Below are 15,570 nucleotides of genomic sequence, written 5' to 3'. Positions count from 1 at the left end.
CCCCGCGACCGGCACCCCGGCGGTCCGCGCGTACTCGAGGTACGCGGCCAGCGTGCCCGCCGCGCCACCGACCTGCACCGGCAGTGTCGCGAGCACCTGCCGCAGCCGGTCCCGCGCGTCGAGCACCAGCGTCAGCCAGCCCGCCGCCTTCAGCCCGAACGTGGTCGGCACCGCGTGCTGGGTGAGGGTGCGGGCCGCCATCGGCGTGTGCCGGTGCTCGTCGGCGAGACCGGCGAGCGCGTCGGCCACCCTGGCGAGGTCGGCGTCGGTGGCACGCAGCGCCCTGGCGGCGAGCAGCATCGCCGCCGAGTCGAACACGTCCTGGCTGGTGCTGCCGCGGTGCACGAACTCGGCCGCGCCGGAGTCCGCGACCGCGGCGGTCAGCTCACGCACCAGCTCCACGACCGGGTTCGCCGACCCGCGCGCCCGTACCGCGAGGTCCTCGGTGTCGATGTTGCCCGGCTTGGCGGCCGCCTCGATCGGGCCGACCGCCGAGGACGGGATCACGCCGAGCCGCGCCTGCGTGCGGGCGAGCGCGACCTCGAACTCGAGCATCGCGCCGACCCATGCCTCGTCGGCGAGCAGCGTGTCCATGCCGGTGCCCGGCCACACCAGGCTGAGCAGTCCCGTGTCCGCGTTCATCGGTCCACCTTCTCCAGTCGCACGGCGGGGCGCACGGCGAGGCACGCGTGCGCGATCGCGTCCGCGTCGCCGAGGATCACCGAGTCCACCCCGGGCCGGATGCCCGCCGCGGTGCCCCAGTGCACCGTCTCGGTCGGCACGCCGAACGCGAACCGGGCCGGGTGCACCCGGCCGGTCGCCTCGACCAGACGGTACGGCTTGGGGGTCACGGCGAGCCCGCCGGAGACGAACTCACCCGACTCCGGGTCGGGGATCCGGTAGGTGGTGCACGAACCCGTGGCGAGCAGGTGCCGCACCAGTGGGTCGGGGGTGGCGCGGATGTCGGTCGCGGGCAGGCGCGCCTCGATCAGCGTCCGCGCCACGAACTCGGTGCCGGGGATCGCGTCGGAGCCGACCACGAACCCGCCGGGCGCGGCCTTCACACGCATCCCCGGTCCGCACACCCGCAGCACGCCTGCCTCGACGAGCGCGACCAGCTCCGCGATCCGGCGGGGCGGCGGGCCGATCGACACGTACGCGCCGAGGGGCGTGTACCAGGGCAGCAGCTCGTCGCGGTACGACCCGCCGGTCAGCCCGCCGTGGTCGACGACGAGCCGGATCTCGTTGCGCAGGTCGCGCAGGACGTCGAGCGCGGCCTTGAGCGGGCCGAGGACGTTGCCGAGCCGTGCCTGTTCGAGGTCGTCCCGCAGGTGGCCGAGCAGCCACGTCCGGTACTCGTCGTGGTCGCGGAAGCGGCGGTCGCCGTACGGGCGGGCGATCAGCTCCCAGTCCCAGCGGGCCGTCAGCCCGAAGCGCGCCGGCAGGTCGTCGTCGTCGGGGGCTTCGCGGAACGCGGTGAGGAACGCCGCTGGGTCCCCGCCGCCCGCCGCGACGTGCGCGGCGTAGAAGACGGCCCGCACCTCGCGGTCCACGAGCGGCCACACGTCGGTGGTGAACCCCGCGCCGCCGAGGGCCCGCAGCCCGGCGATCACCTCGGGGGTGAGGAAGAGCGGCAGGTGGCGGCCGTGCGCGCCCTTCTGGTTCTCGCCACGCGCGTGGTAGGGGACACCACGCCGCGACCCGGCCACCAGCACGGGCTCGCGGCCGGACGGCACGTACCGCAGCCCGTCGCCGTCCTCGGTGAAGCGGCCGCCTCGGTCCGCGGTCAGCAGCGCCATGTGGTCGAAGAAGTTCAGCCCCAGCCCGCGCAGCACGACCGTCTCCCCTGGCGGGATCGCCGCGAGGTCGGCCTCGGCGGGGTTGCCTGGCGGGACGTACCGCAGGTCGTGTGCGGCGGCGAAGTCCCGCAGCGCCAGCTCCTCACCGGCGACCGGCGCGTCGAGGTGGCCGAGCGCGAGCACGACCGCGTCGAGCCCGGTGAGCACCCGTCCGTCGTCGAGCGTCACCACCTGTGTGCCGTCGTCGGCGTCGTCGAGCGCCACGGCGCAGGCGGCGTGCGACTCGATCTCGACCAGCGCGGGCGCGAAGCGGGTGAGCCGGTCGAACACCCAGCGCAGGTAGTGGCCGTGGAACGCGCGCGTCGGGTAGGAGTCGGGGCCGAGCGCGGCCGCCTCCGCGTACAGCCAGGCCGGGTACGGCCCGAACGGCTCGGTGGGCACGAACAGGGTGGCCCACTCGTACAGGCTGGGCCCGGTCCGCACCGGACCAGCGCACGAGACGCTCGCGTCGGTGAACATGGTGACCTGCGATGCCACCGTGTTCATCAGCAGCACCCCCGGCTGGCCGGTGGACCACACGCGCCCGCCCGCGTGCAGGTGCGGGTCGATCACGTGCACCAGGACGCGGGTGCCGTCCGCGACCGCGTTGGCGCACAACCGCTCCACGACGGACAGTCCCCTCGGCCCGAGGCCGATCACCCCGACCCTGGTGCCGCCACTGTGTTGTGCCACGCGTGCAGTGTCAGCGGCGCGACTGCGAATCCACTGCGAATCCGCTCCCCGTCCGCTGTGCGCCCGTCACCAGACGTCGCCGTCGCGCCAGTCGCAGGCGAGGGGATCCTCGAGGTCGAGCGCGCTCACCGGGAGCACGAAGATGCCGCCGTCGTCCCCGGTCCTGCGCACGCCGTCCGGGGTGAGGACCGAGGTCGGGCCGCGCCACCGCTGCCAGCCCCGGGACTCGTAGAACGGCATCGCCATCGCGCTGGACGCGAGCGCGCCGAGTTCGTAGGCCGTGCGGATGACCTGCTCCACCGGCGCCATCACCGCCGCGCCGACGCCGTGGCGGCGGTGGTCGGCCAGGACCGCGACGCCCTCGACGTACCCCGTGCGCAGCGCGCGGCCCCGGTACAGGAGCCGTCGCTGCACAACCGCGGCGTGCCCGACGAGCGTGCCGCCGGACCACGCGAGGGCGTGCATGCCGCCGAGGGAGTGATCCCAGTCCTCGTCGGAGAAGTCCCCGTCGAACGCGGCGTCGAGCAGTGCGCGGACCGTGGTCCGGGTGGCGCCGTCGAGGTCGGCGGTGTGGTTGAGGCGCACGTCGATCATCAGGACCACATCTCGAAGGGTTCGTCGATCCGCTGCCCGGCGAGGAAGGCGGGGAGCAACTCGGGCAGGCGGCCCGGGTAGCAGCGCTCCCGGGTCGCGATGAGCTCGTCCCTTGGCCACCAGCGGGCGGACACGTACGCGTCCAGCTCGTAGTCCAGCTGGCCCGCGACGTCGATCCGGGGTGCCACCCCGTGCACGGGCACCACGGCGACCACCTCCTGCTGCACGCGGCGGAACCCCCGGCACTTGAACGTGGCCGTGCGGGTCCACGTGGCCGGGCCGACGGTGCCCGCGGTGAGCCCGCTCTCCTCGCGTAACTCCCTGACCGCGGCCTCCACATAGGACTCGCCGGGGTCGATGCCACCGCCGGGCAGCTCCCACCACGTGCCGAGCTCGGGATAGTCGGGGCTGCGGGTGTGGAACAGCAGGATCTGGTCCTGCTCGTCGAGTACCACCAGCCGCACCGCGCTGCGGTGCTCCAGCGGCAGATCCTGAGGAAGATCCATCAGCGCGACGCCTCGCGGCGGCGGACGAGTGCTGCGCGGGTGCTCGCCCACCGCTCGGACTCGGCGACCTCCACGGTGGCGTGGAAGTCCATGGGCCGCAACGGGATGCCGAGCGAGTCGCGCTTGTAGCCCGCGACGTGGCACGAGTACAGGGTGAAGCGGTCGTGCTCCTCGGTGTCGTGCACCCGCAGCTTCGTGTAGTGGGCGGCGACGCCGTCGGCGGCGATGAGGGTCGCGATGCCGTCGCGGGCGAGGTTCGCCCGCGCGTTCCTGCCGGCGATCGCCACGAGCAGCGCGTCCCGGTCCGGCGTGGCGAGCAGCTCCGCGGTGCACAGCAGCATCACGTGCGGGAAGCCCTCCTCGTCGACGGTGACGAACGGGAAGGCCTGCTCGTCATGGCCCGGCCGCGGCCAGGACGCCAGCAGCAGGGCGAGTTCCGACGGCACCATCATCCGGTCCACTCTGGATACTCTAGCTAGTGCCTCGTCCAGGTGGATCGGGGTGATTATCGGCGGATCCCGGTGTTCGCTGGCAAGGCGCCGAAAGGTCCTCGTACCGGGTTGTACTTGGGCCTTTCGGCAACGCGGCCGGCGGGCGGCGGGGCCGAAAGAGAATCGTGCCGTATCCGCCTGGACGGGGCACTGGTTCATCGGGGCTGGAACCGGTCGAGCAGGCGGTCGATCAGGTCGGGGAGTGGTTGCCCGCCGGAGCGCTCCAGCCACAGGACGCCCGCGGTCCGCACCGCGGCCAGGAACGTCGCCGCCATGAGCCGGGCCAGCTCCTCGTCAAGGCCGTGTCCGCGCGTGAGCAGGACCGCCGCCAGGTCGCGCTCGAGGGCGAACTGGTCGCTGGCCTGCCGCGCGAGCAGCGACGGGTGCCGCCGCAGCAGTCGCAGCTGCGCCACCCATTCGGGGTCGCGGCGGGGCCGCGCGCGGTACAGCTGCGAGGTCGCCCCGCGCAGCGCCTGCCACGGCGGCTCCTCCCGCGGCCTGCTCTCGACCAGTGCCACCAGTTCCCTGGTCCATTCGCGGTCCGCGTGCAGGACCGCGTCCTCCTTGTTCGAGAAGTAGTTGGAGAACGTCCGCCGCGACACGCCTGCCTCGTCGGCGATGTCCTCGACCGTCACCCCGTCGAGTCCGTGCTCCATCGCGAGGCCGAGCGCGGCCTCATGCAGCGACTGCCGGGTAGCCGCCTTCTTGCGCGTCCGGAGCGTCTCCAGGGCCTCCATACCGGTCAGCCTAGCGAGGGAATAAACTTCCCGTTGTGCAAGTTTGCACATTGAGCAATATTTGGCGCGGGTTCGAAGGGGTGTCATGAAGGCCGAGGGGATCGAGGCGGAAACGCCGTCCGGACGGATGGCGCACCGTGAGGTGCTGGAGTCGCTGTCCGGGCTGCTGCTCGCGCTGTTCGTGGCCATGATCAGCTCGACGGTCGTGTCGACCGCCCTGCCGTTGATCATCGGCTCGCTGAACGGCACGCAGACCCAGTACACGTGGGTGGTCACGGCCACCCTGCTCACGGCGACCGCCACGACCCCGATCTGGGGCAAGCTCGCTGACCTGTTCAACAAGAAGACGCTGGTCCAGATCGCGATCGTGATCTTCGTGGCCGGTTCGATGATCAGCGGGTTCAGCCAGAACACCGAGCAGCTGATCGCCGCGCGCGCGTTCCAGGGCATCGGCATCGGCGGCCTGCAGGCACTGGTCCAGGTCGTGATCGCCGCGATCATCCCGCCGCGCGAGCGTGGCAGGTACAACGGCTACCTCGGTGCCGTCATGGCGGTCGCCACGGTGGGTGGCCCGCTGCTCGGCGGCCTGATCGTGGACGTGCCGTGGCTGGGCTGGCGCTGGTGCTTCTTCGTCGGCGTGCCGATCGCGATCCTCGCGTTCGTCGTGCTGCAGCGCACGCTGAAGCTGCGGACCGTGCGCCGTGACGACGTCAAGGTCGACTACCTTGGCGCGGGCCTGATCGCCGCGGGCGTCAGCGTCCTGCTGATCTGGGTCTCGTTCGTCGGCAACACGTTCGACTGGCTGTCGTGGCAGAGCGCGGGCATGGTCCTCGCGGGTGTCGTCCTGCTGGCGATCGCGGTCGCGGTCGAGATGAGGGTGCGGGAACCCGTCGTGCCGATCAAGATCGTCGTCCAGCGCACCCCCGCGCTCGCGATCATCGCGAGCCTCGCGGTCGGCATGGCGATGTTCGGCGGCGCGGTGTTCCTCGGCCAGTACTTCCAGGTCGGCCGCGGCTACTCGCCGACAGAGGCCGGCCTGCTGACGATGCCCCTGATGGCCGGGGTCCTGGTGTCCTCGACCGTCTCCGGGCGCATGATCAGCCGTTCCGGCAAGGTCAAGCCCTACCTCGTGGCGGGCACGTTGATCCTCGTGTTCGGCTTCCTCGGGCTGGGCATGGTCGACCACGACACGTCGCTGGTGCTGATCGGTTTCGCGATGGCGGTGGTCGGCATCGGTGTCGGCATGACCATGCAGAACCTCGTGCTCGCGGTGCAGAACACCGTGCCGCTCCGTGACCTCGGCGCGGCGAGCGCGTCGGTCACGTTCTTCCGGTCGCTCGGCGGCACCATCGGGGTGTCGGTGCTGGGCGCGGTGCTCGCGAACCGGGTCACCTCGGACCTGGCCACGGCGCTGCACGTGCCGGAGGGCACCGCGTCGACGGGCAGCGTCAGCGCGCTGAACCTGAAGGCGCTGCCACCGGAGATCCAGCAGGTCGTGCACACCGTGTACGGCGACGCGACGGCACACGTCTTTCTGATCTCCTCGGCGGTGGCCGTGGTCGGCGTGATCGCGGCGCTGCTGCTGAAGCCGATCACGCTGCGCACGACGATCGACCTGGAGAAGAAGGACGACACGGACCCGGTGGTTTCCGACCCGATCGTGGGATAGGGGACAGTGCCGGAGGTTCCCTGAAACTGACAAGGTCGGAAACTTTCGTTCCATCGCCACATAGGGTTATGGTCGACCTACCCAGCGTCCAGGGAGGTCGGGCTCATGAGGCGTGGTCGGTTGCTCGCGGCTGTACTGGGGTTGGCGGTGGCCGCCACGATGGTGAGTGGGCCCGCGCAGGCCACGGGCGACCGGTCCGCACTCGCCTTCGCGCGGCAGGCGGCCGGGCAGCGGGTCATCTACTCCTACCCTGGCCTGACCCCGCCCGAGTCGCTGCTCGCACGCATCCGCGCGGGTGAGGCGGCCGGCGTGATCTTCTTCGGGGAGAACGTCGCCGGCCTCACGCAGATCCGCGGCGTGGTGTCGCAGTTGCGCGCAGCCGCCGCGCAGAGCCCCAACCGGAACCCGCTGCTGCTGATGACCGACCAGGAGGGCGGCCTGATCCGCCGCCTGCCCGGTGAACCGGCCCTTTCCCACAAGGATGTCGGGCTATCGGCCGATCCCGCTGCGTCGGCGACCGCCGCGGGGCGGGGCGCGGGGGAGAACCTCGCCGGAGTCGGTATGAACGTCAACCTCGCGCCCGTGCTGGACGTGTTCCACGCGCCGGGCGACCTGATGGACTCCTACGAGAGGTCCTTCAGCGCCAACGCGGCCGTCGTCGGCGACCTCGGTGCGAACTACCTCACCGCGCAGCAGGCGGAGGGGGTCGCCGCGACCGTGAAGCACTTCCCGGGACTGGGCAAGGCGAACGCGGGCGACAACACCGACACCAAACCGGTGACGCTGTCCGTGCCGCTCACGACGCTACGGGGCGTGGACGAGGCGCCCTACCAGGACGCGATCGCGGCGGGCGCCAAGCTCGTCATGCTCTCCTGGACCGTCTACACCGCGCTCGACCCGAACCGGCCCGCCGGGCTGTCGGCGACCGTCATCGGCCAGGAACTGCGGTCCCGCAACGGTTTCACCGGTGTCACGATCACCGACGCGATCGAGGCCGGCGCGTTGTCGGCCTACGGCTCGACCGGCAACCGCGCGGTGCTCGCCGCACAGGCGGGCGGCGACCTGATCCTCGCCTCGGCCCGCGACGTCAACCAGGGTGACCAGGCCGCGGACGCCCTGGCCGGCGCGCTGGCCGACGGCACACTCGACAGCGGTGCCTTCGGCCAGGCGCTGACCAGGGTCAACGCGTTACGCGCGAGCCTGCCCTAGACAGGAACCGGCACTCGTTCGCGGCGGTCGTCGTCCGGCTCGACGAGCTTCGCGCCCTCCACGTCCACGTTCGGCAGGATCCTGTCCAGCCAGCGCGGCAGCCACCACGCCGCCTTGCCGAACAGCGACATCAGCGCGGGCACGATCGTCATGCGGACCACGAACGCGTCGACCGCGACGCCGACCGCGAGCGCGAAGCCGATCGACTGGATCAGCGAGTCCTCGGCGAACACGAAGCCCGCGAACACACTCGCCATGATCAGCGCGGCCGCGACCACGACCCTGGCACCGTGCCCGAAACCGGTCACCACGGCCTCGCGCGCTGGCGTGCCGTGCACGTAGTCCTCACGCATCCGCGTCACCAGGAAGACCTGGTAGTCCATCGCGAGCCCGAAGAGGACACCGATCAGCAGGATCGGCAGCATGCTCATGATTGGCCCGGTCGACTCGACGCCGAGCAGGTCGGTGAGCCAGCCCCACTGGAACACGGCGACCACCGCGCCGAACGTCACCGCCACCGACGCGAGGAACCCGATCGTCGCCTTCAGTGGCACCACCACCGACCGGAACACCAGCATCAGCAACAGGAACGCGAGGCCGACGATCAACGCGAGGTAGGGGATCATCGCGTCCGCGAGCTTCTCCGACACGTCGATGTTGGCCGCGGTCTGACCGGTCACCGCGATGTCCGCGCCCGTGCTGTCCTCCAGCTGCGTGGCGGCGGCTCGGATGTCGGCGACCAGGTCCTCGGTGGCCACGTCGCTCGGGCCGGTCTTCGGGATGGCCTGCATGATCGTCGTGTCACCGGTGCGGTTGGCCTGCGGCGGCATCACCACGGTGCCAAGGTCGGTGAGCCGCTTCGCGGTCGCCGCGACCGCGGCCTTGGGGTCCGGACTCGCCGCGGTGTCGACGACGACCATCAGCGGGCCGTTCGCGCCGGCCCCGAAGCCGTCGCTGACCAGTTCGTAGGCCTTGTGCTGCGTGCTCTCCGGCGCCGCGGTGGCGTCGTTGGGCAGGCCGAGCTGCATGCTCGCGGCCGGGATCGCGACCACGACCACACCGGCCAGCGCCACCACGAGCGTCGCCACCCGGTGCCTGCTGACGAACCGCGCCCAGCGCTCACCCATGCCGGGGCGGCCGGGCTTGGGGCCGCCACGCAGGCCACGGATCCGGCCGTTGATCTTGTCCCCGGCGAACCCGAGCACCGCTGGCAGCAACGTCACCGCGATGAGCACGGCGATGACGACCGTCAGCGCGGCCGCGACACCCATCTCGCCGAGGAACGGCACGCCGACGACGGTCAGGCCCGCGAGCGCGATGATCACCGTGAGCCCCGCGAAGACGACGGCCGAGCCCGCGGTGCCGACCGCACGGCCCGCGGCCTGCTCGTGGTCCGCGCCGTTCGCGAGCTCGCCGCGGTAGCGGGACACGATAAACAGCGCGTAGTCGATGCCGACCGCGAGGCCGATCATCAGCGCCAGGATCGGGGTGTTGGCGTTCAGTTCGGTGAAACCGGTGACGACCAGGAGGCCTGCCATGCCGATGCCGACACCGATGAGCGCGGTCAGCAGCGGCAACCCGGCGGCGAACAGTGACCCGAAGGTGATGACGAGGACCACGGCCGCGACCGCGACCCCGAGGACCTCGGCGGCGCCGGTCACCGGCGAACCCTTGGTCGCGTCACCGCCGACCTCGGCACGCAGGCCGGAGGAGTGCGCGGCGTCGATGAGCGCCGCACGGTCGGTTTCGCTCAGCTCGAAGGCCTGCTTGCCGTAGCTGACCTGCACGAGTGCGAGGCCGCCGTCCCTCGACAACGCCTTGGTCTTGAACGGGTCGGTGGCGTTCACGACCTCGGGGGCGTCACGCAGTGCCGTGACGACCCGCGTCACCTCGGCCTGGTTGGCCGGTGAGGTGAAGAAGTCCTGGCCCTCCGGTGCCTGGAGGACGACGCGTGCGGTGCCGCCGCCGACGTTGGCCTCTGGGAAGGTCTTCTTGAGGTGGTCGATCGCCTGCTGGGACTCGGTGCCCGGGATCGAGACCGCGTTGGACATGGTCCCCGAGAAGCCGAGCGCGCCGATGCCGACGACGACGAGCAGCGCCGCCCAGATGCCGGTGACCAGCCACCGGCGACGGAAGGACGCCCGTCCGAGTCGGTACAGGAATGTCGCCACCTTGGATCTCCCCATGCCTCGCACGTGTTGTTGTGCTTCCGAAGCTAGCCGATCGACAAGTGTGATCCAAGCCGTTCGGCAAGTATGTGACTTGTCGAACAGCAAGTGAGCAACTTGTCGTACGACTAGCTGAGGCGGTACCGTCGATGTCTGCGCGAGGAGGGGCGATGACGGCCACGAGGGGTGACACCCGCACCCGGTTGCTGAACACCGCGCTCGGGTTGTTCACCGTGCACGGCGTCGAGGGCACGTCGCTGCAGATGATCGCCGACGAACTCGGCGTCACCAAGGCCGCGGTGTACTACCACTTCAGGACGAAGGACGAGATCACCGAGGCGGTCGCGGAACCCGCACTGCGCGAGCTGTCGGCGATCCTGGACCACGCCGCGACGATCCGGCGGCACGGCGTGCGGGTCGACTACGTGCTCGACGGGCTCGTGGACCTGGTCGTGCGCAACCGGATACTGGTCGCGGTGTTCTGCAGCGACCCGGGGATCGCGCGCGCGATCGAACGGTCGCTGCACGGCGAGGAGAACGTGATGACGCGGCTGCCTGCCATGCTGGTGCCGCCGGACGCTGACGAGGCCGCCGTGGTGTCGGCGCACGTCGCGCTTGCCGGTGTCGCGTTGGCGGGAGGCTCCCCGGCGCTGATGACGATGGACGACGAGCGCCTGCGCCGTCACCTCAGCGAGGCGGGACGTCGCTTGCTTGGCAGGCCACGTCGCCGCGAGAGCCTGTCCTGACGAGTGCCCCGTCAAGGCGAAGAGGGCACGTTTCTCCTCGGCCCAGGCGGCCGCTGGCCGCGTTGCGGGAAAGCCCAAGTACAACCCGGTACGAGCGGCTTTCCCGCGCCTTGCCGGCGACCACCTGGATCCACGGATAACGACCCCCTTCACCTTGACGGGGCACTGGGTTCGCTCAGCCCTTGCGGCGCTTGAGCCAGATCCGCAACACCACCAGCAGCGCCACCAGCGCGGCGAGCGGGATCAACGGTCTGCGGGTCGCGCCGTCGACGACCGGGCGCACCCGCTCCGCCACCGGATCCGGGAGCTTGTCGACGAGCTCGTCGCCCTTCTCCCGCAGCTCCTCGGCCTTCTCGTGCGCGACCCGCTGCGCGCGGGCCTTCACGTCGGCCTTGTCACCGAGCGCGGCCACCGTCTGCGCGAGCTCCTCACGGGTCAGCTCGGCCTCGTGGCGCAGGGCCTCGTCGGTGGGTGGCTCGCCTGGCATCGGCATCCGGCCGTTCTCTTTGTCGTTCATTGCCTGCGTGCCTCCTTGACGGCCTGGATGTCTTCCTTCGCGCTCTCGACCGAGGGCGATGGCAGCGGTGCGCTCTGCTTGAGCTGCTTGCGTGCCACGAGCACGGCGACAGCCGCGATCACGAACAGCACGCCCGCGACGATCAGCGCCGCGGCCCACGCGGGCAGTGCCAGTGCGAGCAGGAGGACGCACGCCGCCACGAGCACACCGCCGCCGTAGAACGCGAACAACCCACCCGCGCCCGCGAACGCGGCGCCGACACCGGCGTGCTTGGCCTTGCTCTTCAGCTCCCGCATGGCCAGCGTGACCTCGGTGCGCGCGAGCCTGCTCATCTGGTCGGTCAGGTCGTGAACCAGCTCGGCCGTGGACTTCTCTGGGTGGTTCGCGCCGCTGTGTTCCGGCCGTGGCTCCGGTGTGGCTGTCATGACTCCTCCTCTGCCCGCGCCGGTTACCCGACGTGGCTGACCTGGAAACACACGGTTCGATCGTGACGTGCTGGGTACCCGGGCGCCATGCGAGGACGGATGCCGGACCGCATCCCCGCACGAGCAGGACAGGAGTGACCGTGAACACCAACAAGATCATCTACAAGCCGGTGGGCCTGCTCATCGGTGTCCTCGGTGGCGTGCTCGCCACCACCGCGTTCAACAAGGTGTGGGGCGCGATCGCGAACACCGACGAGGCACCGGACCCCACCGAGAAGGACGCGACCTGGGGACAGGTGCTGCTCGCGGCCACCATCCAGGGCGCCATCTTCGGGGTGGTGAAGGCGGCGGTCGACCGCGCGGGCGCGACCGGCTACCGCAAGGTCACCGGCGAGTGGCCCGACGACTGAGGCGCAGCGACCCGGGCACTCCGGGACTGCGCAGACAGCGAAGCGGGCGAGGCTGGCGGTACTTCGACGCCGACGACGAGCCGGTGCGTGACGCCGAGGTGGTGTCCCGCGTCAACGGGCTCGCGATCCCGCCTGCCTGGCAGGAGGTGTGGATCTGCCCTTTTCCGAACGGGCACCTCCAGGCCGTCGGCACAGATGTGGCCGGGCCCAGGCAGTACCTGTACCACGACCAGTGGCGCGAGGACCGGGACGAGGCGAAGCACGAGCGCGCGCTTCGCCTCGCCGCGCGTCTGCCCGAGGAAGGCGGCGGGCGTCCCCATCGAGGACGCTCGCCCGGCAATCGAACGCGCGGTGGTCCGCATTCTCAAACGGTACTGACGAGCAGGCGGAACGCCGTCTGGCGCGAGCGCTGCGGCACGCTGGTGCCGGTCGCCGCCCGCCGCAGCGCCTCGCGAAGTCCGTTCAACGGGAACCCGGCCTCTGGCCACGCGATCGCGTGCACGGCCCAGTGGCCGCCACCGTGGTCGAGCGCGGCGGCGGGCACCCGCTCGAGTCCCAGGGCGTACCCGGCCAGGCCGTCACCTCGATGATCGCGTCGGTCGGCTCCTGGATTACCTGGTCCGGCACCGTCTCCACGCTCACCTTCCGTTTTCCCTGCCAGGTAACGGCTTTCATGTCGATCCCTTCGCTACTCAGCCCGGGTGCGTCTCGCCGCCGAGTGCGGCGAGCACCTCGCCGGAGTAGTAGGAGGACAACCGGTCCGAGGCGAAGAACACGTACGACGGCGCCAGTTCGTCCGGCTGCGCGACCCGACCGTACGGAGTCTGCTGACCGAAGCTCTCGACCTTCTCCTCCGGCAGGGTGGCCGGGATCAGCGGTGTCCACACCGGACCCGGCGCGACGCAGTTGACCCGGATCCGCCGGTCCACCAGCGCCTGCGCCATCGCGTAGGTCCACGCGTGCACGGCGCCCTTGGTGGCCGAGTAGTCGATGAGCCCCTTGTTGCCGCGCAACCCGTTCACCGACCCGGTGTTGATGATCGCGCTGCCGTCGCCGAGGTGTGGCAACGCGGCCGCGGTGACCCGGAAGTAGCTGTGGATGTTGACGTCGAACGTCCGCTGCCACTGCTCGTCGGTGATGTCCTCCGGCGCCTCGACCTGCTCCTGCGTCGCCACGTTGTTGACCAGGATGTCGAGCCCGCCCAGCGCGGACACGGCCTGCTCGACCACCGCGGCGCAGTGGTCGCGGTCGGCGAGGTCCCCGGGAATCAGCTCGCAGCGCCTGCCTTCCGCCTGCACGAGGTCGGCGGTGTGCTTCGCGTCGGTGTGCTCGGACAGGTAGGCGATCGCGACGTCCGCGCCCTCCTTGGCGAACGCGACCGCGACGGCCCGGCCGATGCCGGAGTCGCCGCCGGTGATCAGTGCCCGCTTGTGCTTGAGCAGGTCGCGGCCGACATAGCCGGCCATCGAGTCCCTTGGCTGCGGCCGCATGTCGCCGGTCTCGCCGGGCGGCTCCTGCTGTTGCGGTGGCTGGTTCTGCTCGGCCATCGGTTCTCCCCACTTTTCGGCTGGGGTGGGGGTTACCCGGGCGGTTTCGGCTCAACCGTCGCGGCGCATGGCCACCCTGGGCCACGCGTCGAGCCCGCACGTGGCCTCGTGTGCGCGGATCGCCGCCAGCCCCGGCGTGAGGTCGGATACGACCGTGAAGCCGAGACGGGCGTAGTAGGGCGCGTTCCACGGCACGTCCGCGAACGTGGTGAGCGTGAGCCCCGCCAGCCCTCGGCCTTTCGCCCACTCGCCGACGTGGTCGATGAGCGCCCGGCCGATGCCACGCCGCGCATGTCCCGGGTGGACGGACACCTGCTCGATGTGCGCGTACCCGTCGACCTCGTCGGCCAGCACGTACGCCACCGGCGGGTCGCCCAACACCCACGCCCGGCCCGCTCGTTGGTAGGCGGTCAGTGTCTCGATCGTCGGCGGCTCGTCGTCCGCGATCGCCGCCATGCCGACATCGCGGAACGGCTCGCCCGCCGCGCGTTCGATGTCGCGGAGAACCGGCAGGTCGGTCGGACTGGCCTCGCGGATCACGGACTGAGCGTATCGGGACCAGGGGCTGTCCCATGGATCCGCGACCGCGCGGGCAACCGGAGCACGGCACCTTTACAGCGACGGAGACCGACCACTGCCGGAACTCCGTTCAAGCGCCGGTCCTGGCGCTTGCCGATCTACTGGAAGCGAGGGAAGCGGGATGACCGTCCTGGAGCAGATGGTGGCCACCGTGTCCGACGGTGACACTGAGTGGGCGCAGTTCGTGGCCGCGCCCACCACAACGGCGGCGACAGCCAGCGGCGTGGACTGGGGCCGCAAGGGCGGCTCGTGGGGCAAAGAAGGCGAGTTCTGGAAGAAGTGAGCATGGACGCTGAGGACATCGAGAAGCTGGTCGAGCAGCGCCGGGTGTGGCTGGACACCAAGCTCGCCACCGCCGCGGACACTCTCCGGGTGAAGGTGGTCGGCAGGCCGGTGAACACCTTCGACATGCGCTCGGCCGGCGCGGTCGCCCGCGACGGACGGGAGCAGGTCTGGCTGCGGGTCGTGGTGGAAGACGCGGACTACGAACCCGTGTGCCGGTGGGACGGCAACGTCGCGGCCAACTCGATCCTCGGCGTCGCCAAGCCCACGGTGCTGCGCTGGCACGACTGGCGGCAGGCCGGGGAGTACCTGAACGGCCGTCGTCTCCGGGGCGAGGTGATGACCCTCGCCCCGGGCACGACGGTCGCCCGGCGGCGTGCTGCGCGACGATCCTCGGCTCACCGACTCGTGGTGGCAGGAGCTGGGCTGGTCGCTGGCGGCACTGGCCACGCACCCGATGCAGATGCACAACGAGCTGGGCGCTGTCGGGTCGACCATCCGGGGCGTGCACCACCACTTCGGCGTCGAGCTGTCCGAGGAGGACTTCGCCGACGTCACCTGGACCACCGCGCACGCCGACCTGCACTGGGGCAACCTGCGGCGGCCGAAGGTCCGCATCCTCGACTGGGAGAGCTGGCGGCCGATGTTCGCCGGGTACGACCTGGCCACCCTCTACTGCGACAGCCTGCTCCACCCGGCCACGGCCCGCCGCATCCGCGAGATGCCCGAGCTGAACACCCGCAGCGGGCACCTCGCCCTGCTGGCCGCGATCTGCCGCTACCTGCGCGTGGTGGGCGAGGGCAGCGACTGGGACCTGCTCGAACCGCACCTGCGCGCAGAGGCTGCCACGGTCCTTTCCAAGCTCACACGGACGAATGGGGCATCGCAATGAGCGGAATGATCACCGACCAGTACGTCACGGTCGACGAGGCCACCTGCCGCAGGATTGCGGATGCCTTCACTGAAGCCGCCGCGCACCAGAACGCCGCCAGCGCCTCTGTGTCGTGGCAGTCGAACACGGTCGCGATGAGGTCGTGAACGTTGTTGCACTAACAGTTATTCGCTATATAGATGTCCGATTTTGCCCGGTCGAGCGAAGGTGGCGCGGACAAGGACGAGAGGCCGACTCGCAAGAATCCAGGACGGGAAAGGTGCGGGG

The 15,570-nt window shown here is 70.8% G+C and carries 19 protein-coding genes; 8 read left to right on the top strand and 11 right to left on the bottom strand.

Features of this window, described 5'->3' with window-relative positions; all coding sequences use genetic code 11:
* The 6 genes from WBA97_RS11185 to WBA97_RS11160 all read right to left on the bottom strand — a co-directional run.
* Nucleotides 1-642 (bottom strand): lyase family protein (locus WBA97_RS11185; RefSeq protein WP_424230678.1); only part of this gene is annotated, 642 nt, incomplete at its 3' end.
* Nucleotides 639-2,531 carry an FAD/NAD(P)-binding protein gene (locus tag WBA97_RS11180; protein ID WP_424230677.1) on the bottom strand — a complete coding sequence of 631 codons (1,893 nt, stop codon included), beginning with the start codon at nucleotides 2,529-2,531 and terminating at the stop codon, nucleotides 639-641. The genes WBA97_RS11180 and WBA97_RS11185, both read right to left, overlap by 4 nt.
* A gap of 66 nt (nucleotides 2,532-2,597) precedes the next feature.
* Nucleotides 2,598-3,125: a GNAT family N-acetyltransferase gene (locus WBA97_RS11175; RefSeq protein ID WP_424230676.1), complete on the bottom strand. Its 528-nt coding sequence runs from the start codon at nucleotides 3,123-3,125 to the stop codon at nucleotides 2,598-2,600.
* A complete protein-coding gene (locus tag WBA97_RS11170) occupies nucleotides 3,125-3,631 on the bottom strand; it encodes an NUDIX hydrolase (RefSeq protein WP_424230675.1) in 507 nt (168 codons plus the stop codon). The genes WBA97_RS11175 and WBA97_RS11170 overlap by 1 nt, the downstream gene beginning before the upstream one ends.
* Entirely contained in the window at nucleotides 3,631-4,092 is a 462-nt protein-coding gene (locus WBA97_RS11165) for a hypothetical protein (RefSeq protein WP_424230674.1), read from the bottom strand. The genes WBA97_RS11170 and WBA97_RS11165 overlap by 1 nt, the downstream gene beginning before the upstream one ends.
* A gap of 185 nt (nucleotides 4,093-4,277) precedes the next feature.
* On the bottom strand, nucleotides 4,278-4,859 hold the full coding sequence (locus WBA97_RS11160) for a TetR/AcrR family transcriptional regulator (RefSeq protein ID WP_424230673.1): 582 nt from the start codon (nucleotides 4,857-4,859) through the stop codon (nucleotides 4,278-4,280).
* A gap of 85 nt (nucleotides 4,860-4,944) precedes the next feature.
* On the opposite strand from WBA97_RS11160, the gene WBA97_RS11155 reads away from it, so the two are divergent.
* Both WBA97_RS11155 and WBA97_RS11150 read left to right on the top strand, forming a co-directional pair.
* The gene (locus tag WBA97_RS11155; protein ID WP_424230672.1) at nucleotides 4,945-6,528 is read left to right on the top strand and encodes an MDR family MFS transporter; all 1,584 of its coding nucleotides are present in this window, start codon (nucleotides 4,945-4,947) and stop codon (nucleotides 6,526-6,528) included.
* A 105-nt stretch (nucleotides 6,529-6,633) separates the two neighbouring features.
* Nucleotides 6,634-7,737: a glycoside hydrolase family 3 N-terminal domain-containing protein gene (locus WBA97_RS11150; RefSeq protein WP_424230671.1), complete on the top strand. Its 1,104-nt coding sequence runs from the start codon at nucleotides 6,634-6,636 to the stop codon at nucleotides 7,735-7,737.
* Here the strand turns inward: WBA97_RS11150 and WBA97_RS11145 are convergent.
* Nucleotides 7,734-9,908: an MMPL family transporter gene (locus tag WBA97_RS11145; RefSeq protein WP_424230670.1), complete on the bottom strand. Its 2,175-nt coding sequence runs from the start codon at nucleotides 9,906-9,908 to the stop codon at nucleotides 7,734-7,736. The two genes, WBA97_RS11150 and WBA97_RS11145, sit on opposite strands and share 4 nt — an antisense overlap.
* Nucleotides 9,909-10,075: 167 nt before the next feature.
* Between WBA97_RS11145 and WBA97_RS11140 the strand changes: the two genes are divergently transcribed.
* Entirely contained in the window at nucleotides 10,076-10,651 is a 576-nt protein-coding gene (locus tag WBA97_RS11140) for a TetR/AcrR family transcriptional regulator (RefSeq protein ID WP_424230669.1), read from the top strand.
* Nucleotides 10,652-10,826: 175 nt separating this feature from the next.
* Here WBA97_RS11140 and WBA97_RS11135 read toward each other — a convergent pair whose 3' ends face one another.
* Together WBA97_RS11135 and WBA97_RS11130 are read right to left on the bottom strand one after the other, a co-directional pair.
* Nucleotides 10,827-11,168, bottom strand: a complete 342-nt coding sequence (locus tag WBA97_RS11135; protein ID WP_424230668.1) for a DUF3618 domain-containing protein — start codon at nucleotides 11,166-11,168, stop codon at nucleotides 10,827-10,829.
* On the bottom strand, nucleotides 11,165-11,593 hold the full coding sequence (locus WBA97_RS11130) for a phage holin family protein (RefSeq protein WP_424230667.1): 429 nt from the start codon (nucleotides 11,591-11,593) through the stop codon (nucleotides 11,165-11,167). The genes WBA97_RS11135 and WBA97_RS11130 overlap by 4 nt, the downstream gene beginning before the upstream one ends.
* A gap of 140 nt (nucleotides 11,594-11,733) precedes the next feature.
* Between WBA97_RS11130 and WBA97_RS11125 the strand changes: the two genes are divergently transcribed.
* Together WBA97_RS11125 and WBA97_RS11120 are read left to right on the top strand one after the other, a co-directional pair.
* Nucleotides 11,734-12,003 (top strand): DUF4235 domain-containing protein, encoded by a 270-nt coding sequence (locus tag WBA97_RS11125; protein WP_424230666.1) that lies wholly within the window; start codon nucleotides 11,734-11,736, stop codon nucleotides 12,001-12,003.
* Complete coding sequence (locus tag WBA97_RS11120) at nucleotides 11,988-12,593, top strand: hypothetical protein (protein ID WP_424230665.1); 606 nt, start codon at nucleotides 11,988-11,990, stop codon at nucleotides 12,591-12,593. The genes WBA97_RS11125 and WBA97_RS11120 overlap by 16 nt, the downstream gene beginning before the upstream one ends.
* A gap of 102 nt (nucleotides 12,594-12,695) precedes the next feature.
* Here WBA97_RS11120 and WBA97_RS11115 read toward each other — a convergent pair whose 3' ends face one another.
* Nucleotides 12,696-13,550 carry an SDR family oxidoreductase gene (locus WBA97_RS11115; RefSeq protein ID WP_424230664.1) on the bottom strand — a complete coding sequence of 285 codons (855 nt, stop codon included), beginning with the start codon at nucleotides 13,548-13,550 and terminating at the stop codon, nucleotides 12,696-12,698.
* A 51-nt stretch (nucleotides 13,551-13,601) separates the two neighbouring features.
* The gene (locus WBA97_RS11110) at nucleotides 13,602-14,090 is read right to left on the bottom strand and encodes a GNAT family N-acetyltransferase (RefSeq protein WP_424230663.1); all 489 of its coding nucleotides are present in this window, start codon (nucleotides 14,088-14,090) and stop codon (nucleotides 13,602-13,604) included.
* 160 nt (nucleotides 14,091-14,250) lie between these two features.
* Here WBA97_RS11110 and amcA point away from each other — a divergent pair, with 160 nt between their 5' ends.
* From amcA to WBA97_RS11095, 3 genes are all read left to right on the top strand, one after another.
* The gene (gene amcA, locus WBA97_RS11105) at nucleotides 14,251-14,412 is read left to right on the top strand and encodes a multiple cyclophane-containing RiPP AmcA (protein ID WP_424230662.1); all 162 of its coding nucleotides are present in this window, start codon (nucleotides 14,251-14,253) and stop codon (nucleotides 14,410-14,412) included.
* A 375-nt stretch (nucleotides 14,413-14,787) separates the two neighbouring features.
* On the top strand, nucleotides 14,788-15,303 hold the full coding sequence (locus WBA97_RS11100; RefSeq protein WP_424230661.1) for a hypothetical protein: 516 nt from the start codon (nucleotides 14,788-14,790) through the stop codon (nucleotides 15,301-15,303).
* 5 nt (nucleotides 15,304-15,308) lie between these two features.
* Nucleotides 15,309-15,449 carry a hypothetical protein gene (locus WBA97_RS11095; protein ID WP_424230660.1) on the top strand — a complete coding sequence of 47 codons (141 nt, stop codon included), beginning with the start codon at nucleotides 15,309-15,311 and terminating at the stop codon, nucleotides 15,447-15,449.
* Nucleotides 15,450-15,570 lie beyond the last annotated feature (121 nt).

It is taken from the genome of Actinophytocola sp., from assembly GCF_049647105.1.
Taxonomy (GTDB): domain Bacteria; phylum Actinomycetota; class Actinomycetes; order Mycobacteriales; family Pseudonocardiaceae; genus Actinophytocola.
Note: the sequence above shows the minus strand (reverse complement) of the source record. Positions and strands in the feature narration are given on the sequence as shown.